This is a genomic window from Marinobacter flavimaris (genome assembly GCF_002933295.1).
Classification (GTDB): Bacteria; Pseudomonadota; Gammaproteobacteria; order Pseudomonadales; family Oleiphilaceae; genus Marinobacter; species Marinobacter flavimaris.
In genome coordinates this window covers 263148-280563 of record NZ_PSSW01000003.1, presented here as the reverse complement: position 1 = coordinate 280563, position 17416 = coordinate 263148, and the positions used below count along the sequence as shown (strand labels likewise).

At 59.3% G+C, this 17416-nt stretch carries 13 protein-coding genes; 3 read left to right on the top strand and 10 right to left on the bottom strand.

Going from position 1 to position 17416, the window contains the following annotated elements; translation table 11 throughout:
• Positions 1-16 precede the first annotated feature (16 nt).
• Together MDHKLMBL_RS07310 and MDHKLMBL_RS07305 are read right to left on the bottom strand one after the other, a co-directional pair.
• Entirely contained in the window at positions 17-1465 is a 1449-nt protein-coding gene (locus MDHKLMBL_RS07310) for a YfcC family protein (RefSeq protein ID WP_008177132.1), read from the bottom strand.
• 259 nt (positions 1466-1724) lie between these two features.
• Entirely contained in the window at positions 1725-3734 is a 2010-nt protein-coding gene (locus MDHKLMBL_RS07305; protein ID WP_241956191.1) for a TonB-dependent receptor domain-containing protein, read from the bottom strand.
• Between the two features lie 138 nt (positions 3735-3872).
• Between MDHKLMBL_RS07305 and MDHKLMBL_RS07300 the strand changes: the two genes are divergently transcribed.
• The 3 genes from MDHKLMBL_RS07300 to MDHKLMBL_RS07290 all read left to right on the top strand — a co-directional run bounded on the left by MDHKLMBL_RS07300 (position 3873) and on the right by MDHKLMBL_RS07290 (position 7972).
• Positions 3873-5144, top strand: coding sequence for a sensor histidine kinase (locus tag MDHKLMBL_RS07300; RefSeq protein WP_104270466.1), 1272 nt, complete (start codon positions 3873-3875; stop codon positions 5142-5144).
• Positions 5141-5671, top strand: coding sequence for a response regulator transcription factor (locus tag MDHKLMBL_RS07295; RefSeq protein ID WP_104270465.1), 531 nt, complete (start codon positions 5141-5143; stop codon positions 5669-5671). Before MDHKLMBL_RS07300 ends, MDHKLMBL_RS07295 begins: the two co-directional genes overlap by 4 nt.
• A 168-nt stretch (positions 5672-5839) precedes the next feature.
• Positions 5840-7972, top strand: coding sequence for a GGDEF and EAL domain-containing protein (locus MDHKLMBL_RS07290; protein WP_104270464.1), 2133 nt, complete (start codon positions 5840-5842; stop codon positions 7970-7972).
• A gap of 11 nt (positions 7973-7983) precedes the next feature.
• Here MDHKLMBL_RS07290 and MDHKLMBL_RS07285 read toward each other — a convergent pair whose 3' ends face one another.
• The 8 genes from MDHKLMBL_RS07285 to MDHKLMBL_RS07250 form a co-directional block, all read right to left on the bottom strand.
• On the bottom strand, positions 7984-8643 hold the full coding sequence (locus MDHKLMBL_RS07285) for an energy-coupling factor ABC transporter permease (RefSeq protein ID WP_104270463.1): 660 nt from the start codon (positions 8641-8643) through the stop codon (positions 7984-7986).
• Positions 8644-8724: 81 nt separating this feature from the next.
• Complete coding sequence (locus MDHKLMBL_RS07280; RefSeq protein WP_014579095.1) at positions 8725-10458, bottom strand: SulP family inorganic anion transporter; 1734 nt, start codon at positions 10456-10458, stop codon at positions 8725-8727.
• A gap of 8 nt (positions 10459-10466) precedes the next feature.
• Positions 10467-11333, bottom strand: coding sequence for an MBL fold metallo-hydrolase (locus tag MDHKLMBL_RS07275; protein WP_008177122.1), 867 nt, complete (start codon positions 11331-11333; stop codon positions 10467-10469).
• 82 nt (positions 11334-11415) lie between these two features.
• Positions 11416-12936 (bottom strand): sensor domain-containing diguanylate cyclase, encoded by a 1521-nt coding sequence (locus tag MDHKLMBL_RS07270; RefSeq protein ID WP_104270462.1) that lies wholly within the window; start codon positions 12934-12936, stop codon positions 11416-11418.
• Between the two features lie 87 nt (positions 12937-13023).
• On the bottom strand, positions 13024-13644 hold the full coding sequence (locus MDHKLMBL_RS07265; protein WP_014579092.1) for a tetratricopeptide repeat protein: 621 nt from the start codon (positions 13642-13644) through the stop codon (positions 13024-13026).
• Positions 13641-14423 (bottom strand): SDR family oxidoreductase, encoded by a 783-nt coding sequence (locus MDHKLMBL_RS07260; protein ID WP_104270461.1) that lies wholly within the window; start codon positions 14421-14423, stop codon positions 13641-13643. The genes MDHKLMBL_RS07265 and MDHKLMBL_RS07260 overlap by 4 nt, the downstream gene beginning before the upstream one ends.
• Positions 14410-16596: an AMP-binding protein gene (locus MDHKLMBL_RS07255; RefSeq protein WP_104270460.1), complete on the bottom strand. Its 2187-nt coding sequence runs from the start codon at positions 16594-16596 to the stop codon at positions 14410-14412. The genes MDHKLMBL_RS07260 and MDHKLMBL_RS07255 overlap by 14 nt, the downstream gene beginning before the upstream one ends.
• Positions 16580-17290, bottom strand: coding sequence for a thermostable hemolysin (locus tag MDHKLMBL_RS07250; RefSeq protein WP_172835829.1), 711 nt, complete (start codon positions 17288-17290; stop codon positions 16580-16582). The genes MDHKLMBL_RS07255 and MDHKLMBL_RS07250 overlap by 17 nt, the downstream gene beginning before the upstream one ends.
• Positions 17291-17416: the final 126 nt, after the last annotated feature.

Sequence of the window (17416 nt, the reverse complement as noted above, 5' to 3'; positions counted from 1 at the left end):
AGGGCCACAGCGGGGGTCACAAAAGTGTGCCGACGCTGATAACCACAGTGATAAACACGGTCAGAATGAGCAGTAAGGGCCAGATAAAGGCCAGCCAGCGATCGTAGGACACGCGCCCGATGGCAAGCCCGCCAACCACCACCGCAAAGGTGGGATTGATCAGGTTCACCAGGCCGTTGGCAGACTGGTAGGCAGTCACCACCAGATCCCGCCCGACGTTGGCAAAATCCGCCAGCGGCGCGAGGATCGGCATGGACAGGACGGCCAGGCCAGAGGACGACGGCACGAAGAAACTCATGCCCACCTCGATCCAGAACATCAGGTTGATAAAGGCCAGTTCCGGCAGGCCACCCAGCGAGGTTTCGGCGCTGTGCAGGATGGTATCGGCGATCATGCCCTGTTCCATGATCACCACAATGCCGCGGGCCAGGCCGACCACCAGCGCAACACCCAGGAGATCCCGGGCACCATCGACAAAACTGCCGGTCAGTTTCTTTTCACCCAGTCGTGCGATGATGCCGATCACAATGGCTGCACCAAAGAACAGAGAGCCCATCCGGGCCATCCACCAGCCCTGGGATGACACACCCCAGATCATCACGGCAAAGGTCAGGGCAAAGATAACCAGTGCAATAATCTGGGTGGTTGTCAGGGTGGCGCTGTGAATCTCCTGGTCACCTCCCTGCAGAAACAGTTTCTTGTGCGCTGCCCATTGCTTTGCCACCACCGAGCGCGAGGGGTCGGTTTTTACGCGATGGGCATATCTCATAACGTAGCCGATACAGATCAACAGGCCGCCGATCAGCAGAATGAAACGCAGCACGATGCCGTCGGTGAACGGTATTCCAGCAGCATTGGCTGCAATCACCGTGGCGAACGGGTTGATGGTTGAGCCCAATACGCCGATCCCGGCTCCGATCAGGATGATGGCAACGCCTGTAACGGCGTCGTAGCCGGCCGCAAGTATCACGGGAATCAGAATGGCGTAAAAAGCCAGGGTCTCCTCTGCCATCCCGTAGGTGGTGCCACCGATGGCGAAGAGCACCATCAGTATCGGAATCATCCAGATCTCATGGCCTTTCAGATGCCGCATCGCGCTGCGAATGCCGGTATCAATAGCTCCGGTCGCATTCATCACACCGAGGAAACCACCCAGGAACAGTATAAACATGGCGACATCGATGGCATTGGCAACGTAACTGTCGGGGTCGTAGAACCCGGCTGTGGGTGCCATCAGGACATCAACGAACCCCTGAGGATTCGGATCAACGGTCTGGTAGGTGCCCGGAACTGCCACTTCCCGACCAACCTCTTCATTCATGGCGCGCTCGTACTGCCCGGCCGGAATAAGCCAGGTCAGCGCGGCCACCAGAATAATCAGGCCGAAAAGAATGGTGTAGGCGGTGGGGAATCGGGAAGCAAGGTCGGTTTCAGGGTTTTCTGGCAATTTTTCGTCTTCAGTCACGATGCGTCTCCTTTCGTGAATCGCATTGTGCAGACAGGTTCCTTCCGGGAACCTCAAGGAGCCAAACACAGCCTCAGCGGCTGATGGCCACTGGTCCAGATCTGCATGAGGCCAGCATAGTGCAGCCCGCCGCTTCCTGAATTGAGATAGCGCAATTTTTAATCAACCATAAAAAAGCCCCGGGTGGAGGAGTTGTTTCCACTCGGGGCAAGAATGTCACCCGCCGGCTATGAGAAGCGGGTAACCGCCATGCAAGGTCTTACCACCTGGCTGTCAGTGCGGCACGCAGGGTCCTGCCAGGCTCATTAACTCTTACGGCTTCGGGATTGAATGGATCAGTATTGGCCCTGCTAACGTGGGGCGCCCAGGTATTGTCGAACAGGTTATCCACTGCCCAGCTGATGCTCAGATAGTCGGCGAGCGGGTGGCTCCCGGACAGGTTCAGCACGCCGTAGCCTGGCGAGGTGCCGGGATCCTGGCCGGATTCCAGATCCACCCGGTCCTGTCGGCGGGCCAGCACCCACTCCAGTTCAATGCCATGCCCCATGTGCTGCCAGCCAAGAGTCTGAATAAACTGCACCGGCGGAATCTGCGGCAGGGGTTTGTTTTCGTCACGGTTTTCACCTCGTACCGAGGCCAGACTGCTGTTGGTGCTCCAGGTGCCGTTGCTCCACCCAAGCTGAGCCTCAACACCCATCAGCCGCGCATCGATATTGCGGTAGACGCTGACCTGATCCACATTGCGAGTGCGCAGGACGAAGTCATCCACCTGATCCACCCACACGGCCGGGCGCCAGTGCCAGCCGTTGCTCTGGCCAGGCATCGCCACTTCCACCTTGCGATGCGTCTCAGGGTCGAGAGAAGGGTTGCCTACCCAGCGTCTTGCCGGATCCATATTGTTCCAGCTGGCAATGTAGCGTTCAGTCACGCCCGGGCTGCGGACGCTATGGCTTGCCGTAACCACCAGCGACTGGATGGGGGAAAACCGCCAATCGCTGCTTACAAAGCCACTGAAGTTGTCATCGCTCGCATCGGTGTTGGTAGTGCCGTAGATCGCCTCGTAGGCATCGGCGGCAGACATGGCCATCATGCCACTACCAAACACCTGATCGGCGGCCCCAGCGGACATTTCCACGCGATCGTAGCGCACGCCACCACCCAGTTTTAACGCCGGGGTTACCCGGTAGAAGCGCTCAGCGAAGAGGCCGAAACGGTCTCGATCCACGTCGGGCCAGAGTACCGACGTCAGCGTATCCAGATTCGCGCCGCCAAACCGTTCGGCGTGCCAGTTATTGGTCTCGACATCCGCACCAATGGCCCAGTCTGTTCTGGCATCCGGACTCTGATCCAGGGTCAGACGGAGGCCCCGGGTTTCGGTCTCGGAATCGGTCAGCATTTTCATCATGGACTCACGGAGACTGAAATTATCCATGATGTGATCAACATCGGCCTGCCAGGCCAGCAGGTTCCAGTTGCCGTTGGCCACGGGCGAGCCCAGCTCCAGTCGCATGATGTCGGTATCGGTTTTCGGCGCATCCATGCCGGAGCCGGCGTATTTCACGTCCCGCTCCTCCTGACGGCTTACCAGGCCTTTGATATAGAACCCGTTATCCGCCTTCCACGCGGCATCGAGGCGGGCCTCAGAGTTCTTGTAGGCGCTGCGCACTTCGTTGCCATCGCCGTCCTCGTAATCGTCCGCCTCGTCGTAACCGCCTGCGAGCCGAAGCCAGGCACTGTCACTCCCCACTGCGGCACTGCCATTGACCAGTTTGCCATTGCCGTTGTCCGCGCCGCCCACCGTCAAATGACCTGTGGTGGCGGAATCATCGAAGACAGGCGCTGCTGTGGTGGCAATAATCTGGCCACCGGTGATCGGGCCCCAGCGAAGGGTCTGGTTACTGGTGCGCAGCTCGAGCAAGGGCGCCAGTGCCGAACTCAGGCGACTGGTTGGGGGATCCATGCGATTCGGGCAGGCCCCTTCAACGCGAATACCGTCCAGAAGCACATCCACCCGCTCCTGGCTTTGACCACGAATCACCGGTTCCAGGCCGCGACCTCCCATTCGGGAGAGCGACACTGACGGATCAGAGGACAAACGTTCAACGGGCTCTGAAGCCAACGTACTCGAGGCCTCTTCTATGCTCTGCCCCTCAGTAACATGAATGACCGGCAAGTCGGGAGAACTCTCCTGGGCCAACACTCCGGCGGGCAAGGAAACCAATCCCGCAGCACACAATCCGATGAAACGCGTTCCAATTACCGTCGCCATACAACCTCATCCTGACCAGCTCTGATAGTTGGCGCCAATCATAAACATCAGCCGGCGCCGGCGCCTGAGACCAAATGCCGCATCCCCTCGGAGGTATTACCGCGTATCCCGATGGAAAAAAACGCTAGAATGCCCGCTATGGAATGGCTGACCCACTCACAGACCGGATTTCAACAGACTGCCCGCTATCTGCTGGGCATGCGTCTGGCTATTGTTGCGCTACAGCTGATCTCGATCGCCGTGGCGGAAACCATGGTAACCCTGGCCCATCGGGCTGAAGCGGTTATCCTGCCCCTCGCCTATGGGGTTATGGCAACCCTGGCCTGGCTCTGGTTTACCCGTCGCCCACCGCGTTCGACACAGGCCGTCAGCCTGGTGCTGATTGTCGATTTGCTTTTGATCGGAGTCTGGCTTTACCTGACGGGCGGCTATACCAACCCCCTGGTTTCCCTGTTGCTGCTGCCTATCGCCGTTGCCATTGTGCTGGTGCCACTGGGCCAGAGCATTGCCGTTACCGTCGCCGGCGTTGCGGTTTACACCTCCCTGGTGATCTGGCATACGCCGGTCACCCATGGACATCACAACGCCAACCTGGCCCAGTTACATCTGGTCGGCATGTGGGTGACCTTCGCCACAACCGCTGCCATCCTGCTGCTGGTTGTCGGTGCCCTGGCACGTCGCCTGCGCCAGCAACAGGCCCAGCTCGCACAGATACGGGAAACCCGGCTGCGAGATGAGCAGATCATCGCCCTCGGACTGTCGGCTGCTGCAGTGGCACATCGCCTGGGGACGCCGCTGAACACCATGACGCTGCTGGTGGAGGAAATGAAATCCGCTGCCCCGGTCGGCGACCCCATTGCCGACGACCTCGCACTGATGGAAAGTCAACTGGGCCTGTGCACGACCCACCTGCAACAGCTGTCTTCGGCGGCCGTGCAGGCCAAGACCGCGCAACTGGAAACCCTGCCAGCCCGGGACTGGGTGGCACGTCTTCGGGAATCCGCTACCCTGCTTTGGCCGGGTGCCGCCATTGAATGGCGTCAGCCTATGTCGGACTGCTCGGTTGCCGTGGACGCCACCCTTGATCAGGCCGTTCTGAATGTGTTGGCCAACGCAGTAACAGCCAGCCCGTCTTGGGTCGCCGTTGCAGCCAGTGAGGGTGCCGATGGCCGGCTGGAACTGGTTGTCGAGGACCATGGTGATGGCCTGGAATCCACCCCGGAAGGTACGCTCGGGGACAAGGTAGTCAGTTCGGAGAATGGGCTCGGAGTTGGCCTTTTCCTTTCCAACGCCACCATCCAGCGTCTTGGAGGCACACTGAAAGCCCGGGGTAGTGCGGACGGTACCACCATCATCATAGAGCTGCCGATAACGGCAGCGACCAACGGCCTAGCGGGAGAACAGGCGTGAGCAAACAACAGGCGTGGCTGCTTATTGATGACGACGACGCCTTTCTGCAGGTGCTTCAGCGCTCACTCGGACGCCAGGGCATCGAAGCACAGCTTGCCCACGGGCATCAGGAAGCAAAAACCGCCCTGCTGGAGGGAACCTTTCACCGGTGCGTACTGGATCTGAACCTGGCCGGCGAAAGCGGCCTGCAGCTTCTGCCAGAGATTCTGGACATGCATCCGGATCTGGAAATCCTGGTGCTGACCGGTTACGGCAGTATCGCCACGGCGGTCGAAGCCATGCGCCGCGGCGCGGTGAACTATCTGTGCAAACCGGTAACGGTCAACCAGCTGCTGGCCGGATTCGAGCCGATTGATGCACCGCCGGATCTCCGGGCGGAGCCGCCCTCGGTCGAGGAAATGGAGTGGGAGCACATCCAGCGGGTTCTCAACGAAAACGAGGGCAACGTCTCTGCCACCGCCCGCGCCCTGAACATGCATCGACGTACCCTGCAACGAAAGCTCCAGAAGCACTCGCGCTGGCGTTGACCGGTACCCATAGGTATTTGGCGCAAAACTGACATTTATCAATTCACCTAGACCATTTACCCATGGTTTTTCAGGGGTATTGCGGTAGCATATGCGGCCGCTCGAACAGGTCTCACAGGGAGGAGAGTTCATTAATTTAAAGACCGGAAACTCAAATTACTGACTCTCATGCCCAGATCCCCCACGACGATTACACCACCCTCAGACATCGACCCCAAGCGCCTGGCCATGGTTGCGGCGGCTACGCCCAATTTTCTGGTGATGCTGGATGATGCCGGCCGCATTGAATGGGTTAACCCCAGCTTTGAGGAACACACGGGGTATCAGCTTGAGGAGGTGCGCGGATGCCTCCCAAAGGAAGTGCTTTACGGGCCGGACACCGACCCCGAAACCATCAAGCGCATTAACCAGAAGCTGCATCGGGCCGAAATCATTGAAGAAGACATTCTTCACTACACCAAAGCCGGACAGCCCTACTGGGTGCATACCTATTGCGTTCCGATAGGTACAGAGCAGGGCGTTGCCCCCGGTTATATCGCCATTCAGAACAACATCTCCGACAGGAAGAACAGCGAGCGGGGCCTGCGGATCGCGGCCAGCGTGTTCGACCGCAGCCACGAAGCCATCCTGATCACCGACCAGTCGAACCGGATCCTGGATGTGAATCCCGCGTTTTCGCGGATTACCGGCTATAGCCGGCAGGAGGTTCTGGGCCTCAACCCGGCGATTCTCAGCTCCGGCCGACATTCCGGGGCATACTACCGGTCCATGTGGCGCACCATCGAGAAAACCGACCACTGGCGGGGCGAAATCTGGAACCGTCGGAAAAACGGTGAAGAGTTTGTGGAGCTGCTATCCATCAGCCGCGTGCATCTGGAAGAACCCGGGCAGTATTACCATGTGGCGGCCTTCTCGGACATCACCGCACTCAAGAACCATGCGCGCGAACTCGACCGGGCGGCCAACTACGACGATCTGACCGGCCTGCCAAACCGCCAGTTGCTGGAAGAGCGACTGCGCACAGCCCGCAGCCACGCCGACCGGCAACATCGCAGCGTGTCGGTGTGCTATCTGGACCTCGACGGCTTCAAGGGTATCAATGACAAATGGGGGCAGTCGGCCGGTGACCAGACCCTGCGCACCCTGGCCGAGCGACTGACCCGTGCGCTGCGCAGCGGCGACACCGTTGCCCGGATCGGTGGCGACGAATTTGTCCTCCTGCTGCAGGGCGATGACAACCACGAAGCGGTTTATCAGCGCATTCTGGCCACCGTCGGCGATCCGGTAACGGTGGGCGATCAGAATGTTTCACTCACGGCCAGCCTCGGCATTACCCGCTACCCGGAAGATGGATCAGACGCCGAAGGTCTGATTCGGCATGCCGATCAGGCCATGTACTCCGCCAAGGAAAAAGGCCGCAATCAGTATCACTTGTTCGATCCCGGCCTGGACGAGCATCGCCGGAACCGGCGCAATCAGTTGATGGAAATCTCCAGGGCCCTGGAAAACGAGGAGTTCGAGCTGTTTTTCCAGCCCCAGATCCGTGTCACGGATTGCGAACTTTTCGGTTTTGAGGCGCTGATCCGCTGGAACCACCCCCAGAAAGGGCTGGTTTCACCGGGCGAATTTCTGCCGATTGTCGAGAACAGTCACCTTGAAGTACCACTGGGACAGTGGGTATTGAAAGAAGCCATTCACCAGATGAACGCCTGGAAGGAAGCGGGAGAGAATCTGGCGATCAGCATTAACATCAGCGCTCCGCACCTGATGGACCGCTCATTTGCCGACTACCTGGAGAGTTACCTGCACAGCCACCCGGAGGTGGCACCCGGCCAGATCACGCTGGAGGTTCTCGAATCGACTGCACTGGAGGACACCCAGCGGGCCAGCAACGTTCTGGCGCGCTGCCAGAGTCTCGGTCTTCAGGTGGCGCTGGACGATTTTGGCACCGGTTTCTCATCCCTGACCTACCTGCGTACGCTTCCGGTGGACATCATCAAGATCGACCAGAGTTTTGTTCGCAACATGCTTGAGGATGCCGGCGACCGCGCCATCGTTGAGAGCGTGATCTTCCTGGCCCAGCGGTTCGCCCACCCGGTTCTGGCCGAAGGCGTTGAAACCATGGAACACGCCCGGACACTCAGGCAGATGGGATGCAATTTCGTGCAGGGCTACGGGATCGCCCGCCCCATGCCGGCAACCGAGGTGCTGGGCTGGGCAAGGAAATGGCAGCATAGGGCCCGTTCCGGCAAGGCCGGCGACCTGCTCAGCACCGCCGTCGCCAGTGGCAAGGGCCTCTGAGCCGGAAAGCTCTACCGGTAGCGTCTCTGGTCCAGCGTGGTCAACCGGTCCGGATGGAAGACCATGAGGCCAGTCACAAAAGTGCCGTTCACGAACCCTTCGGGAATCATGAACAACGGCAGGTAACGGATGTACTCATGCACCAGTTGGTCAAACGTGTAGACGCCACTGCTCCATAGCATGAGGCACATGACACCACCAGCGGCTGCCACGGAAATGCCGGCCCCGAAGAACCCGCAGAAGAAGATATAGGCGAAGAAATTCCGGAAATCCCGCCGGCGTTCCCAGAGCATGATTCCGTGGCTGACAATGGCAGGCACCATCACGGTAATCAGCCCGTTGGCCGCAAACATGATCAGGGGTTCTCGTCCGGTAATTACCGTGATCACCAGCGCCAGCAATCCCGCCAGCACCGCAAGCGCCCACCCCAGCATCAGCGTTATCACCGTGATCCCGAAAATGTGGATGGCCAGGCCGGGAGAAATGCCTGCCCTCAGCTGCCAGACGAATCCGAGTACCACGGCCGCACCGAAGAACGAATGCTGGAGCGCGTTGTCCTTGCGGAAGGCTGGCCAGTCAATGGAGCGCACCGCCCGGACAAGAATTACCAGAAAAAGCAGCAGCGTGATGATCCACTGGCTGGTGGATAGCAGATTTTCAGTCATGCCCATAGTGAACGTACCGCAGTAACGGGGTCGGGTATGACACCTTAGCGGCTCGCCCCACCCCCGGTGCAAGCGAGCCCAGATAGATCAGGCGACCTGTCTCTCTTGCTTGCCAAGGTCAGTGAGGCGCTGCCAGGCTTCAAAGGTGCTGAGGAAAACCTCGCCACCCAGGTGGGAAAGCAGTTCCGTGCCTTTCAGTTTGTCCATGACGGGGCCTTTCACTTCCGCCAGGTGCAACCTCACTCCTGCATCCTTCATACGCTCGTTAATCGCCTCCAGACTTTCGAGGGCCGAGGCGTCCACCAGATTCACGGCCGGACACATCAGCACCAGGTCCTTAAGCTCAGGCTCCCGTATCATCAGGTCCATAACCGTTTCCTCAAGGAAGCGTGCGTTGGCGAAGTACAGGCTCTCGTCCACCCGCAGGAAAGTCACCTTCGGACACAGCTCCACGTCATGGCGGAGCACGTTGCGGAAGTGCTCGGTTCCCGGTACCCGACCAACCACCGCGCTGTGGGGGCGGCTGGTTCGATACAGAAACAGGCCTATCGAAAGCGCCACCCCGGCGATAATGCCGGCCTCGACACTGTGCACCAGAGTCAGCACGATGGTGGCGAGCATGGCGCCAAAGTCCGTGCGGGAGTAGCGCCAGGTGCGACCCAGGGCCGGAAGGTCGATCAGCGTGGCCACGGCGACGATAATGGTCGCTGCCAGGGTCGCCTGGGGCAGATAGGCAATGGCTGGCGTCAGGAATAACGTAGCCATGGCGATACCCACAGCCGCATAGGCGCCGGCGGCGGGAGTCTCGGCCCCAGCGTCAAAGTTGACCACGGAACGGGAGAAGCCACCGGTGACCGGCATGCCGCCGGAAAAACCGGCGCCCAGGTTGGCAGTACCCAGGCCAATCAGCTCCTGGTCCGGATCAATACGCTGGCGACGTTTCGCGGCCAGGGTCTGGCCAACAGACACCGACTCCACGAAACCCACAACACTGATCAGCAACGCGCTGACCGCCAGCTGCTGCCACAAGCCCATGTCCAGGCTCGGCATGGTGAAATCGGGCAGTCCCCGGGGCACATCTCCAACCAGACGCACACCCTGGCCATCAAGCTGGAACTGCCAGGCCACCAGGGTGGTGACCAGAACCGCCAGAATCGGCGCGGTTTTGGTAAGAATATCCGCCATTCTCGGGGCCAACCCCATTGCCATCAGAAGCGGCTTCAGACGTTTGCGGGCCAGCATCAGGAAAATCAGCGCTCCGGCACCGACCCCCAACGTTGCCAGGTTGGTGTCACCGATGGATCCCAACAGCGAGTGAGCAATTTCCAGAAGGTTGTGACCCGAGGCCTGGATTCCGAAGATATGCTTCAGCTGACTGGCAGCAATCACAATGCCGGAGGCCGTGATAAAGCCCGAAATCACCGGATGGCTGAGAAAATTGGCCAGGAAACCCAGCCTAAGGACACCCATCAGGGTCAGCATCAACCCAGACATGACCGCCAGCAAAACGGCACCCGCCACGTATTCCGGTGTACCGGACTCCGCAAGGGGTGCCAGGGCCGCTGCGGTCATCAGGGAAGCCACAGCAACCGGGCCCACCGACAGTGTTCGGCTGGTGCCGAAGACAGCGTAAATAACCAGGGGCAGGATACTGGCGTACAGACCCACCTGGGCAGGCAACCCGGCCAGCAGGGCATAGGCCAGCGACTGGGGGATGAGCATGACGGTAACGATGATCGCGGCCACCAGATCACTGGTGGCCTGTTCCCGGCCATATTTTGGGGCCCAATCCAGAATGGGCAGATAGCGTTTAAGATTCATCGGGAATCTCAGAACAGGTTAACCGGTACTTTCAGGTAAACCTGACCATTGTCTTCAGCCGGAGGCATATGGCCTGCCCGCATGTTGACCTGGACCGAAGGCAGAATCAGCCGTGGCATATCCAGGGTCGCGTCCCGTTCGGTCCGCATCTTCACGAACTCTTCCTCGGAAACACCTTCGTGGACATGGATGTTTGCTTCCCGCTGCTCGGCCACCGTGGTCATATGCTGATACTCGTCACGGCCGGGCGCCTTGTAGTCGTGACACAGGAAGATACGGGTTTCTGCCGGCAGAGACAGTACCTTCTGGATAGACTGGTACAGGGTGCGGGCATCGCCACCCGGGAAATCACAGCGGGCGGTGCCGAAATCCGGCATAAACAGGGTGTCACCCACGAAGGCGGCATCGCCAACCACATAGGTCAGGCAGGCAGGGGTGTGCCCCGGGGTATGCAATACGCGCCCCTCAAGACCACCGATGGCGAATGTGTCGCCCTCTCTGAACAGCTGATCGAACTGGCTGCCGTCGCGCTGGAATTCGGTGCCGGCGTTAAACGCCTTGCCAAATATTTCCTGTACGTCTCGGATGTGCGCACCAATGCCGGTCTTGCCGCCCAACTTCTCATGCAGGTAAGGCGCGGCCGACAAGTGATCCGCGTGTACGTGGGTCTCCAGAATCCACTCGACCTTCAGATCGTTGCTGCGGATGTACTCGATAATCTCGTCTGCAGAACGCACGTCGGTGGTGCCAGCGGCGTAATCAAAATCCAGGACCGAATCGAGAATGGCACAGGCCTGGCTGTCCGGGTCGCGCACCACATAACTGAAGGTATTGGTGGGTTCATCAAAAAAATGCTGAACGATCGGGTTGCTCATGGCAGTCACCTCTGGAGTATCCGAATATCAAATTTAATATAAGCATATACTATTTCGTAATATGAGGTGAAATGATCTTTTTTTATATGCGCAATGTTCCTGATGCATCAACAAGGCAGTCCCGCCCTGCCTGCTTGGCCATATAGAGCCGATCATCTGCCCGGGCAATCAAGGCATCGGGAGTCGCTGGCTGGTCAACGAACTCTTCGATCGCCGCCACACCCGCACTGACGGTCACCGGAATGTCCGTGTCATTGAACACAAACCTTTCCTCATGCACAGCTTCGAGAATTCGCTGCACAAACTGCCTCACGTCCCCGTGTTCCACGGCGCTGAAAACAACAATGAACTCCTCGCCACCGAAACGGGCAACCACATCCATGGAGCGGGTCTGGCTCACCAGGATGTCAGCAAAGCGCTGGAGGATATAATCGCCCCCGAGGTGTCCGATGGAGTCGTTGATCGTCTTGAAGTGATCGATGTCGAAGATCGCCAGGGCGAAACGTTCTCCCCGACGGTTACTCCGGCCCAGCATTTCATCCAGCCTTGGCATCAGGTAGCGGCGATTATGCAGACCGGTCAGCGGATCACGAATGGACTGGTTAAGCAGCTCTTCTTCCAGGCGATTGCGCTCAAGAGCACCCGACAACAGGCCGGAGACGATGATCAACAGATCGGCCTGATCCAGACGCCAGCTTCGTCGACGCAGGGAGTCAACGCCGAAAAACCCGGTGACCCGTCCACGCACCCGGATGGGCACACAGAACATGGAAGATACGCCCTGCTCCTGAAGCAGAGCCCGCTCGGGTGCGGCCTCCCGCGGCAGTCGATCGACATCTTCGATGAACACCACGCGGCTGCCACTGACCATGCCCTCGATCTGTTCCTGCCACCAGTGAAAATCCTCGATCGGTACCTCTTGCTGGGTCTCAATCAGGGCAGGGACACCGTCCCTGCACCATTCATGGGTATTGGTCATTACGGCGTAATCGTCGGTAAAGCAGTACAGGTAGGCCCGGTCTACCTTGAAAAACAGGCCGATGGATCGCAGGAGCTCATCAATGCACTGATCAATGGTGCCAAAGCCCAGATTGATGAATTCGGTGGAAAGGCGGGCAATGAGCTTCTGGAAACCAGCCTGGAAGGAAAACTCCGCCTCGCTATCTCGGAGGCTCTGCTCCAGGTTTTTGTAATGCTGGATGTTATGGAACTGACCGTACCAGAGGGTACTGCCATCGGGTTGCCGCTCCGGCTCGGAGCTGACCTCGAACCACTCGTAGTCGCCATTCTGCAGTCTGAGCCGCGCGCGGTACGACCAGGTTTTCAGGGTATCCGCAGAGACACGGATACTCTCCATGACGGCCTCAACGTCGTCGGGGTGGATCATCGCAAAAATCGGATCCGCGTTGTCATTCAGATCCCACGGGGCTATGCCAAAAAGTGCCTGAACACGTTCACTGATGAAGGGGCATCGATGGGACTCCCGATCTGCACCCAGCCAATAGATGAAAAGGACGCCAGGCACCCCTGAGGCCAGTTTCTGGAAAAAACGGGCAGACAAACCGGTTTGCTGCCCGTTGCCGGACCTTGACGCCTTGGACACCCTGTCCTCCCAACGGACGAATCACCCTGCTCATAAAAGAGTGTAGCCCACGCTGACAGGAAGCAAACCGATTCCGGAGACGACGAATCAGAGCGAGTCCAGACGGTTCCTGGCTTCTTCCCGCCGACCGGCATCAGCGACGTCGCGGCCCGCCCTGTCGGGTGCTTCGAGGACTTTCTGCAGATAGCTCCGGGCTCTTTCAGGCTCGCCCTGGTCCAGCAGAAAATCGCCAAAGAAGAAATTGGCATCCATACCATCAGGATTGATCGCCAATGCTTTCTGCAAATACTGACGGGCCTTGTCGTCATCACCGAAGCCCAGTGGCCAGCCAGGAACCTGGTAATAAAGGCTGCCAAGGGATGTGTAAGCCGAGCCATCCAGCGCATCAGGATCGATAGCCAGGGCCGCTTCCAGGGATTTCCGGGCGTCCTTGACCAGGCCCAGGGCACCCAGACCACCTTTGGCACCGGCGTAGGTGCTCAGCACAATACCCTGCCAGATCAGCGGCTCTGCCCGATCCGGATAATGGGCAACAAACTGTTCCGCCTCGCCAGCCAGGCCCTCGAAGGCTTTCTCTTTTTCGTCCTCCGGTACCTGGTACTGGATCTCGGCCCAGCGATGCTGGATGTCGGCCAGCTCGGTCTCAAGAGCAGCTGCCCAAAGCGGCTGGGCAGCCAGACACAAGACCATCAATAAAACACGTTTCATGACAACACTCCCGGATTCAGAAACCGCCGGATCACCGGCAGTTGCTTCAGCATCGCCTTATCGACAATTTTGGGCAGGATGCCGTTGATGACCACGAACAACTTCTCGGGCCAGCCCAGAAAACGCCGGCGATCGTCATTTTCCATAGCAGCCAGAATCTGCGCCGCCACCGCTCCAGGTGCGTCCATGGCGTTGCCGAGTGCCCGGTTCAGCTCGTTCACGGCCTTCGGATTCATGTCCGTGGCAGTGGCGCGGGGGGCCACATAGATCACCTGAACCGGGGTATCGGCCAGTTCCCTGCGCAGGGCTTCGCTGAAACCGCGCAGACCAAACTTGCTGGCGCAGTATGCGGTGTAGCCGGGGAAACCGATGCTGCCAAAGGTGGACCCCACGAACACCAGCGCTCCCTGTTCGGCTTTTTCAAACCTTGGTGCAAAATGCCTGGCGACAATCATCGCTGACCGGAGATTGACGGCAATCTGGGCGTCCAGTTCATTGACTGTCATATTGCCCAGGCTGGCAAAGCAGTTCTGGCCGGCACAGTGGATAACGCCATCAATATCCGGATAGGCATCGCCGAGCCGAACCAGCTGCTGGTCGAGGTCCGGCGCCGCAAGATCCAGATGTACGAGCGAGACACCTTCCCGATGTTCAAGCTTTTCCGGGTGCCGGGAAGCGATAATCACCCGAGCACCTGCCCTGACCAACGGCTCCACGAGCGCCTTTCCTATACCGCCGGTGCCACCCAGAAGCAGGAACACCCGATCATGCAGCCTCATGGCGCCGCTCCTTGCGATTCTCGGGCACGGGGATGCTGTGCAGCATGTCGCCGTATAGCCGGTAGACCATACGGGCCGCCTCGATAATGGCCTGCTGGTCATCCGGATCGGTGATTTCGTTCATCAGGTTCCGGAAGAACTCGAAATGCTCCTGGTCCAGAGCACCATGGGAGTAGAGGTAGCTGAACGCTTCCTTGGGCAGGCCAAGCTGTTTCTGGATGGCTTCACCGAGCGGCGTCGCCAGCTCGATCGACGTTCCCTCAAGCACCTGAACCATGCCGAAAAAGGCGGCCGGGTTCCCGCGGTTGATGCGGTCATAGAGGTAGGCGACCATCAGCTCGATAGAGGTATCCGGGCTGCCATGACGAATGGCTTCCTTGTCCTCTCCGCAGGCCGCAAGATCGTTGAGGATCCACTCATGGTGGCCATACTCCTCCTCGATGTATTCCACCAACGCCTTTCGCACAAATTCCAGACGCTCGGGTAAGCGGCCACCGCACGCCATCATCAGGGGCACGGTGTGTTTCACGTGGTGATACGCCTGGGTGAGAAACCAGGTATAGCCATTCAGGTCAAACCGGCCCTCGCGGATGGCCTCAATAACAGGCGCACCGGTTACGTGGGCGCGGGCTTGTGCAGTTTCGGACTGCAGTCGATCGAAAAATGCCATGAAAGATCCTCCTGGCGGGTTTGAAAGTTCAGAATTGGATATCGAAAGATTCATGAAAATCGGAAATGCGCCGGCCAGCAGCGTTGGCAGATCCGCCTGAATCTGTTGGCGAACAGGCCGGCCGTTTGCAGTCAGGTAGCCCTCAGCCTGGCTCAATGGCTGACGGCGGATATAGACACCGGACAAACGGGCGTAGTCCGGCAAATTGTTGTTCAGAGCGTCCAGCTGCGAGCGCAACGCTTCAGGTGAACGACCATCCTGCACCACAACGAGGGCGGAAGGGCAGGGATCGCCATCACCAAACACCACCGCCTGGCGGGCACCTATCGCCTGTATGAGTTCACTCTCCAGCCATTCCGGGCTGATGTTGCGACCAAAGCTGGTAATCAGAAGATTCTTCGCGCGACCGCTCACCGACAGGAAACCCCCGGCATCCCGGGCACCCAGGTCACCGGTATCCAGCCACTCATCCCCTGCCGGTTCATCCCCCAGGTAACCCAGGTGGGTGTTCCCGGCCACCAGAATGTGTCCGCGGTCATCCACCCGTACCCGAACATGGGAGAGCGGTTTACCCACCGCACCTTCGCGTTCGGTTCCAGGCACGTTCAATGCAACCACGGAACTGCACTCGGAAAGCCCATAACCCTCATAAAGCGGCAGGCCGACCGCGCGGCCCCTGGCAAGCAGGTCGGACGAAACCCGTCCGCCACCAACCGCCAGAAACCGGAAAGAATTACTGTCCAGCTGTTTCTGTTCGGCCGCAGACACCAGCGTCATAGCCAGTTCCGGCACCAGAATCAGGGACTGCGGCTGGTGTTCGTTGACGCCCTGTACCAGCCGGTCGATGTCCAGCCCACTGCTTCCGGTCATGCCCAGATCCTGCAAGGGTGCGACCATTACCGTACTGCCCATAAGCAATGGCAGATAAACCCCGGCAATGTTCTCCAGCAATGTGGCCAGTGGCAGGATGCACAGGTGCCGCTCAAGGTCGACGCCCTCAAGACGCTCCTGCAAGGCCAGCGTGGTGGCCGTCATCTGGGCCACCGACAGGCAGACGCCCTTTGGGTTGCCTGTACTGCCAGACGTAAAGGTTATCTTCGCGGTCTGCTCCGGCATCCAGGCGGCTGCCGCTGTTACCGGCAAATGCCTTAGCCAGACACCATGGCCAATGTGCTCACCGCCATTGCTTGCGCCCCCTGACAACAGGCAATCAAGGCCAGCTCGTTCAGTCAGGTGTTCCGTCTGGGTCCGTGAAAAAAACACCGGCACGGGGACACACACCACGCCGGCAAGCAAACAGGCCAGATCGGCAAGAATCCACGCCACGGAGTTGTCGCCACACAGGCCGGCCCGGCGCACACCAAGGCGCGTCAACTGGTCGGCGAGAGCCTCGGCCGCCTGCATCATCTGAGCGTATGTGAAGGCCGACTCCGGCCCCTGGAGCGCCGTTTGTGAGGGTTGGACGGCCGCCTGGCGTTGCAGAAGTTCAGGCAATGTGGCCATAGGAACCTCCTGCCATCGCTTCTTCCCCGGGGGCTTCGGACTCAACCGGCTGAATCAACCGGAGCAAACCGGCGGTCCGCAGTGCCGACATACCATCGGCGACACGAATGGCCATCACCACCGGATGATGGTCGTAATAACGCCCCCAGCCGGCACCGCCATCGGGCAACATGGCGGGATCGGCAGTCGCCAGGACCTGAGTGGCAATGCCCAGGCGATGAAAACTGTTGCGTAGCTGATCCGTGCCGGTGCACACCACCCAGTCATAACCGGCCCCATCCAGCCACACCGACAACGAGGCAAACAGAAAACGGCTAACGCCGGCTTCAACGCCCGCCAGATGGGCAATCTCCGCGATCCGATGTCGCTCGATGCCCGCAACCGGCATCACCGACTCCACAGGCACCGACAGATAATCTTCCAGGAACAGTTTTTCCAGCGCAGCATTACGAACACCGACCGCGGCAAGAAGACTGCCCTGAGCCGTTGTCAGGGCAAGCAATGCCGGTATGCGCAGAGAAGGCTCGGCGCCATAGGCATGCAGGAAGCGCCGACGGATAAAATCCGCGACCGTCCCGGCCATTGCCGTCTCGGGACGGATCTCGTTAAACCAGCGACCGGCACAACGGATGACCGGAACCACCTCCCCGGAGTCCGGGGGACAACATGTGGACATCATCAGCGGGTCTGTCATATGGGCTCTCCAGTTTCGCTCCCCGTGGGCGCTTTGATCACGGGTACCAGATTAGGAGCAAAGCCTTAAACCAGGCTTAAGGACGGCCGGGAGAAACCTTAAGGCCGGCTTAAGGTTTTTCAAAGG

What these genes read in the sequence shown, in the direction of transcription:
- MDHKLMBL_RS07305 (WP_241956191.1), bottom strand. Translation starts at nt 3,734, where the DNA reads ATGGCGACGGTAATTGGAACGCGTTTCATCGGATTGTGTGCTGCGGGA.
- MDHKLMBL_RS07300 (WP_104270466.1), top strand. Translation starts at nt 3,873, where the DNA reads ATGGAATGGCTGACCCACTCACAGACCGGATTTCAACAGACTGCCCGC.
- MDHKLMBL_RS07290 (WP_104270464.1), top strand. Translation starts at nt 5,840, where the DNA reads ATGCCCAGATCCCCCACGACGATTACACCACCCTCAGACATCGACCCC.
- MDHKLMBL_RS07285 (WP_104270463.1), bottom strand. Translation starts at nt 8,643, where the DNA reads ATGGGCATGACTGAAAATCTGCTATCCACCAGCCAGTGGATCATCACG.
- MDHKLMBL_RS07280 (WP_014579095.1), bottom strand. Translation starts at nt 10,458, where the DNA reads ATGAATCTTAAACGCTATCTGCCCATTCTGGATTGGGCCCCAAAATAT.
- MDHKLMBL_RS07275 (WP_008177122.1), bottom strand. Translation starts at nt 11,333, where the DNA reads ATGAGCAACCCGATCGTTCAGCATTTTTTTGATGAACCCACCAATACC.
- MDHKLMBL_RS07265 (WP_014579092.1), bottom strand. Translation starts at nt 13,644, where the DNA reads ATGAAACGTGTTTTATTGATGGTCTTGTGTCTGGCTGCCCAGCCGCTT.
- MDHKLMBL_RS07260 (WP_104270461.1), bottom strand. Translation starts at nt 14,423, where the DNA reads ATGAGGCTGCATGATCGGGTGTTCCTGCTTCTGGGTGGCACCGGCGGT.
- MDHKLMBL_RS07255 (WP_104270460.1), bottom strand. Translation starts at nt 16,596, where the DNA reads ATGGCCACATTGCCTGAACTTCTGCAACGCCAGGCGGCCGTCCAACCC.
- MDHKLMBL_RS07250 (WP_172835829.1), bottom strand. Translation starts at nt 17,290, where the DNA reads ATGACAGACCCGCTGATGATGTCCACATGTTGTCCCCCGGACTCCGGG.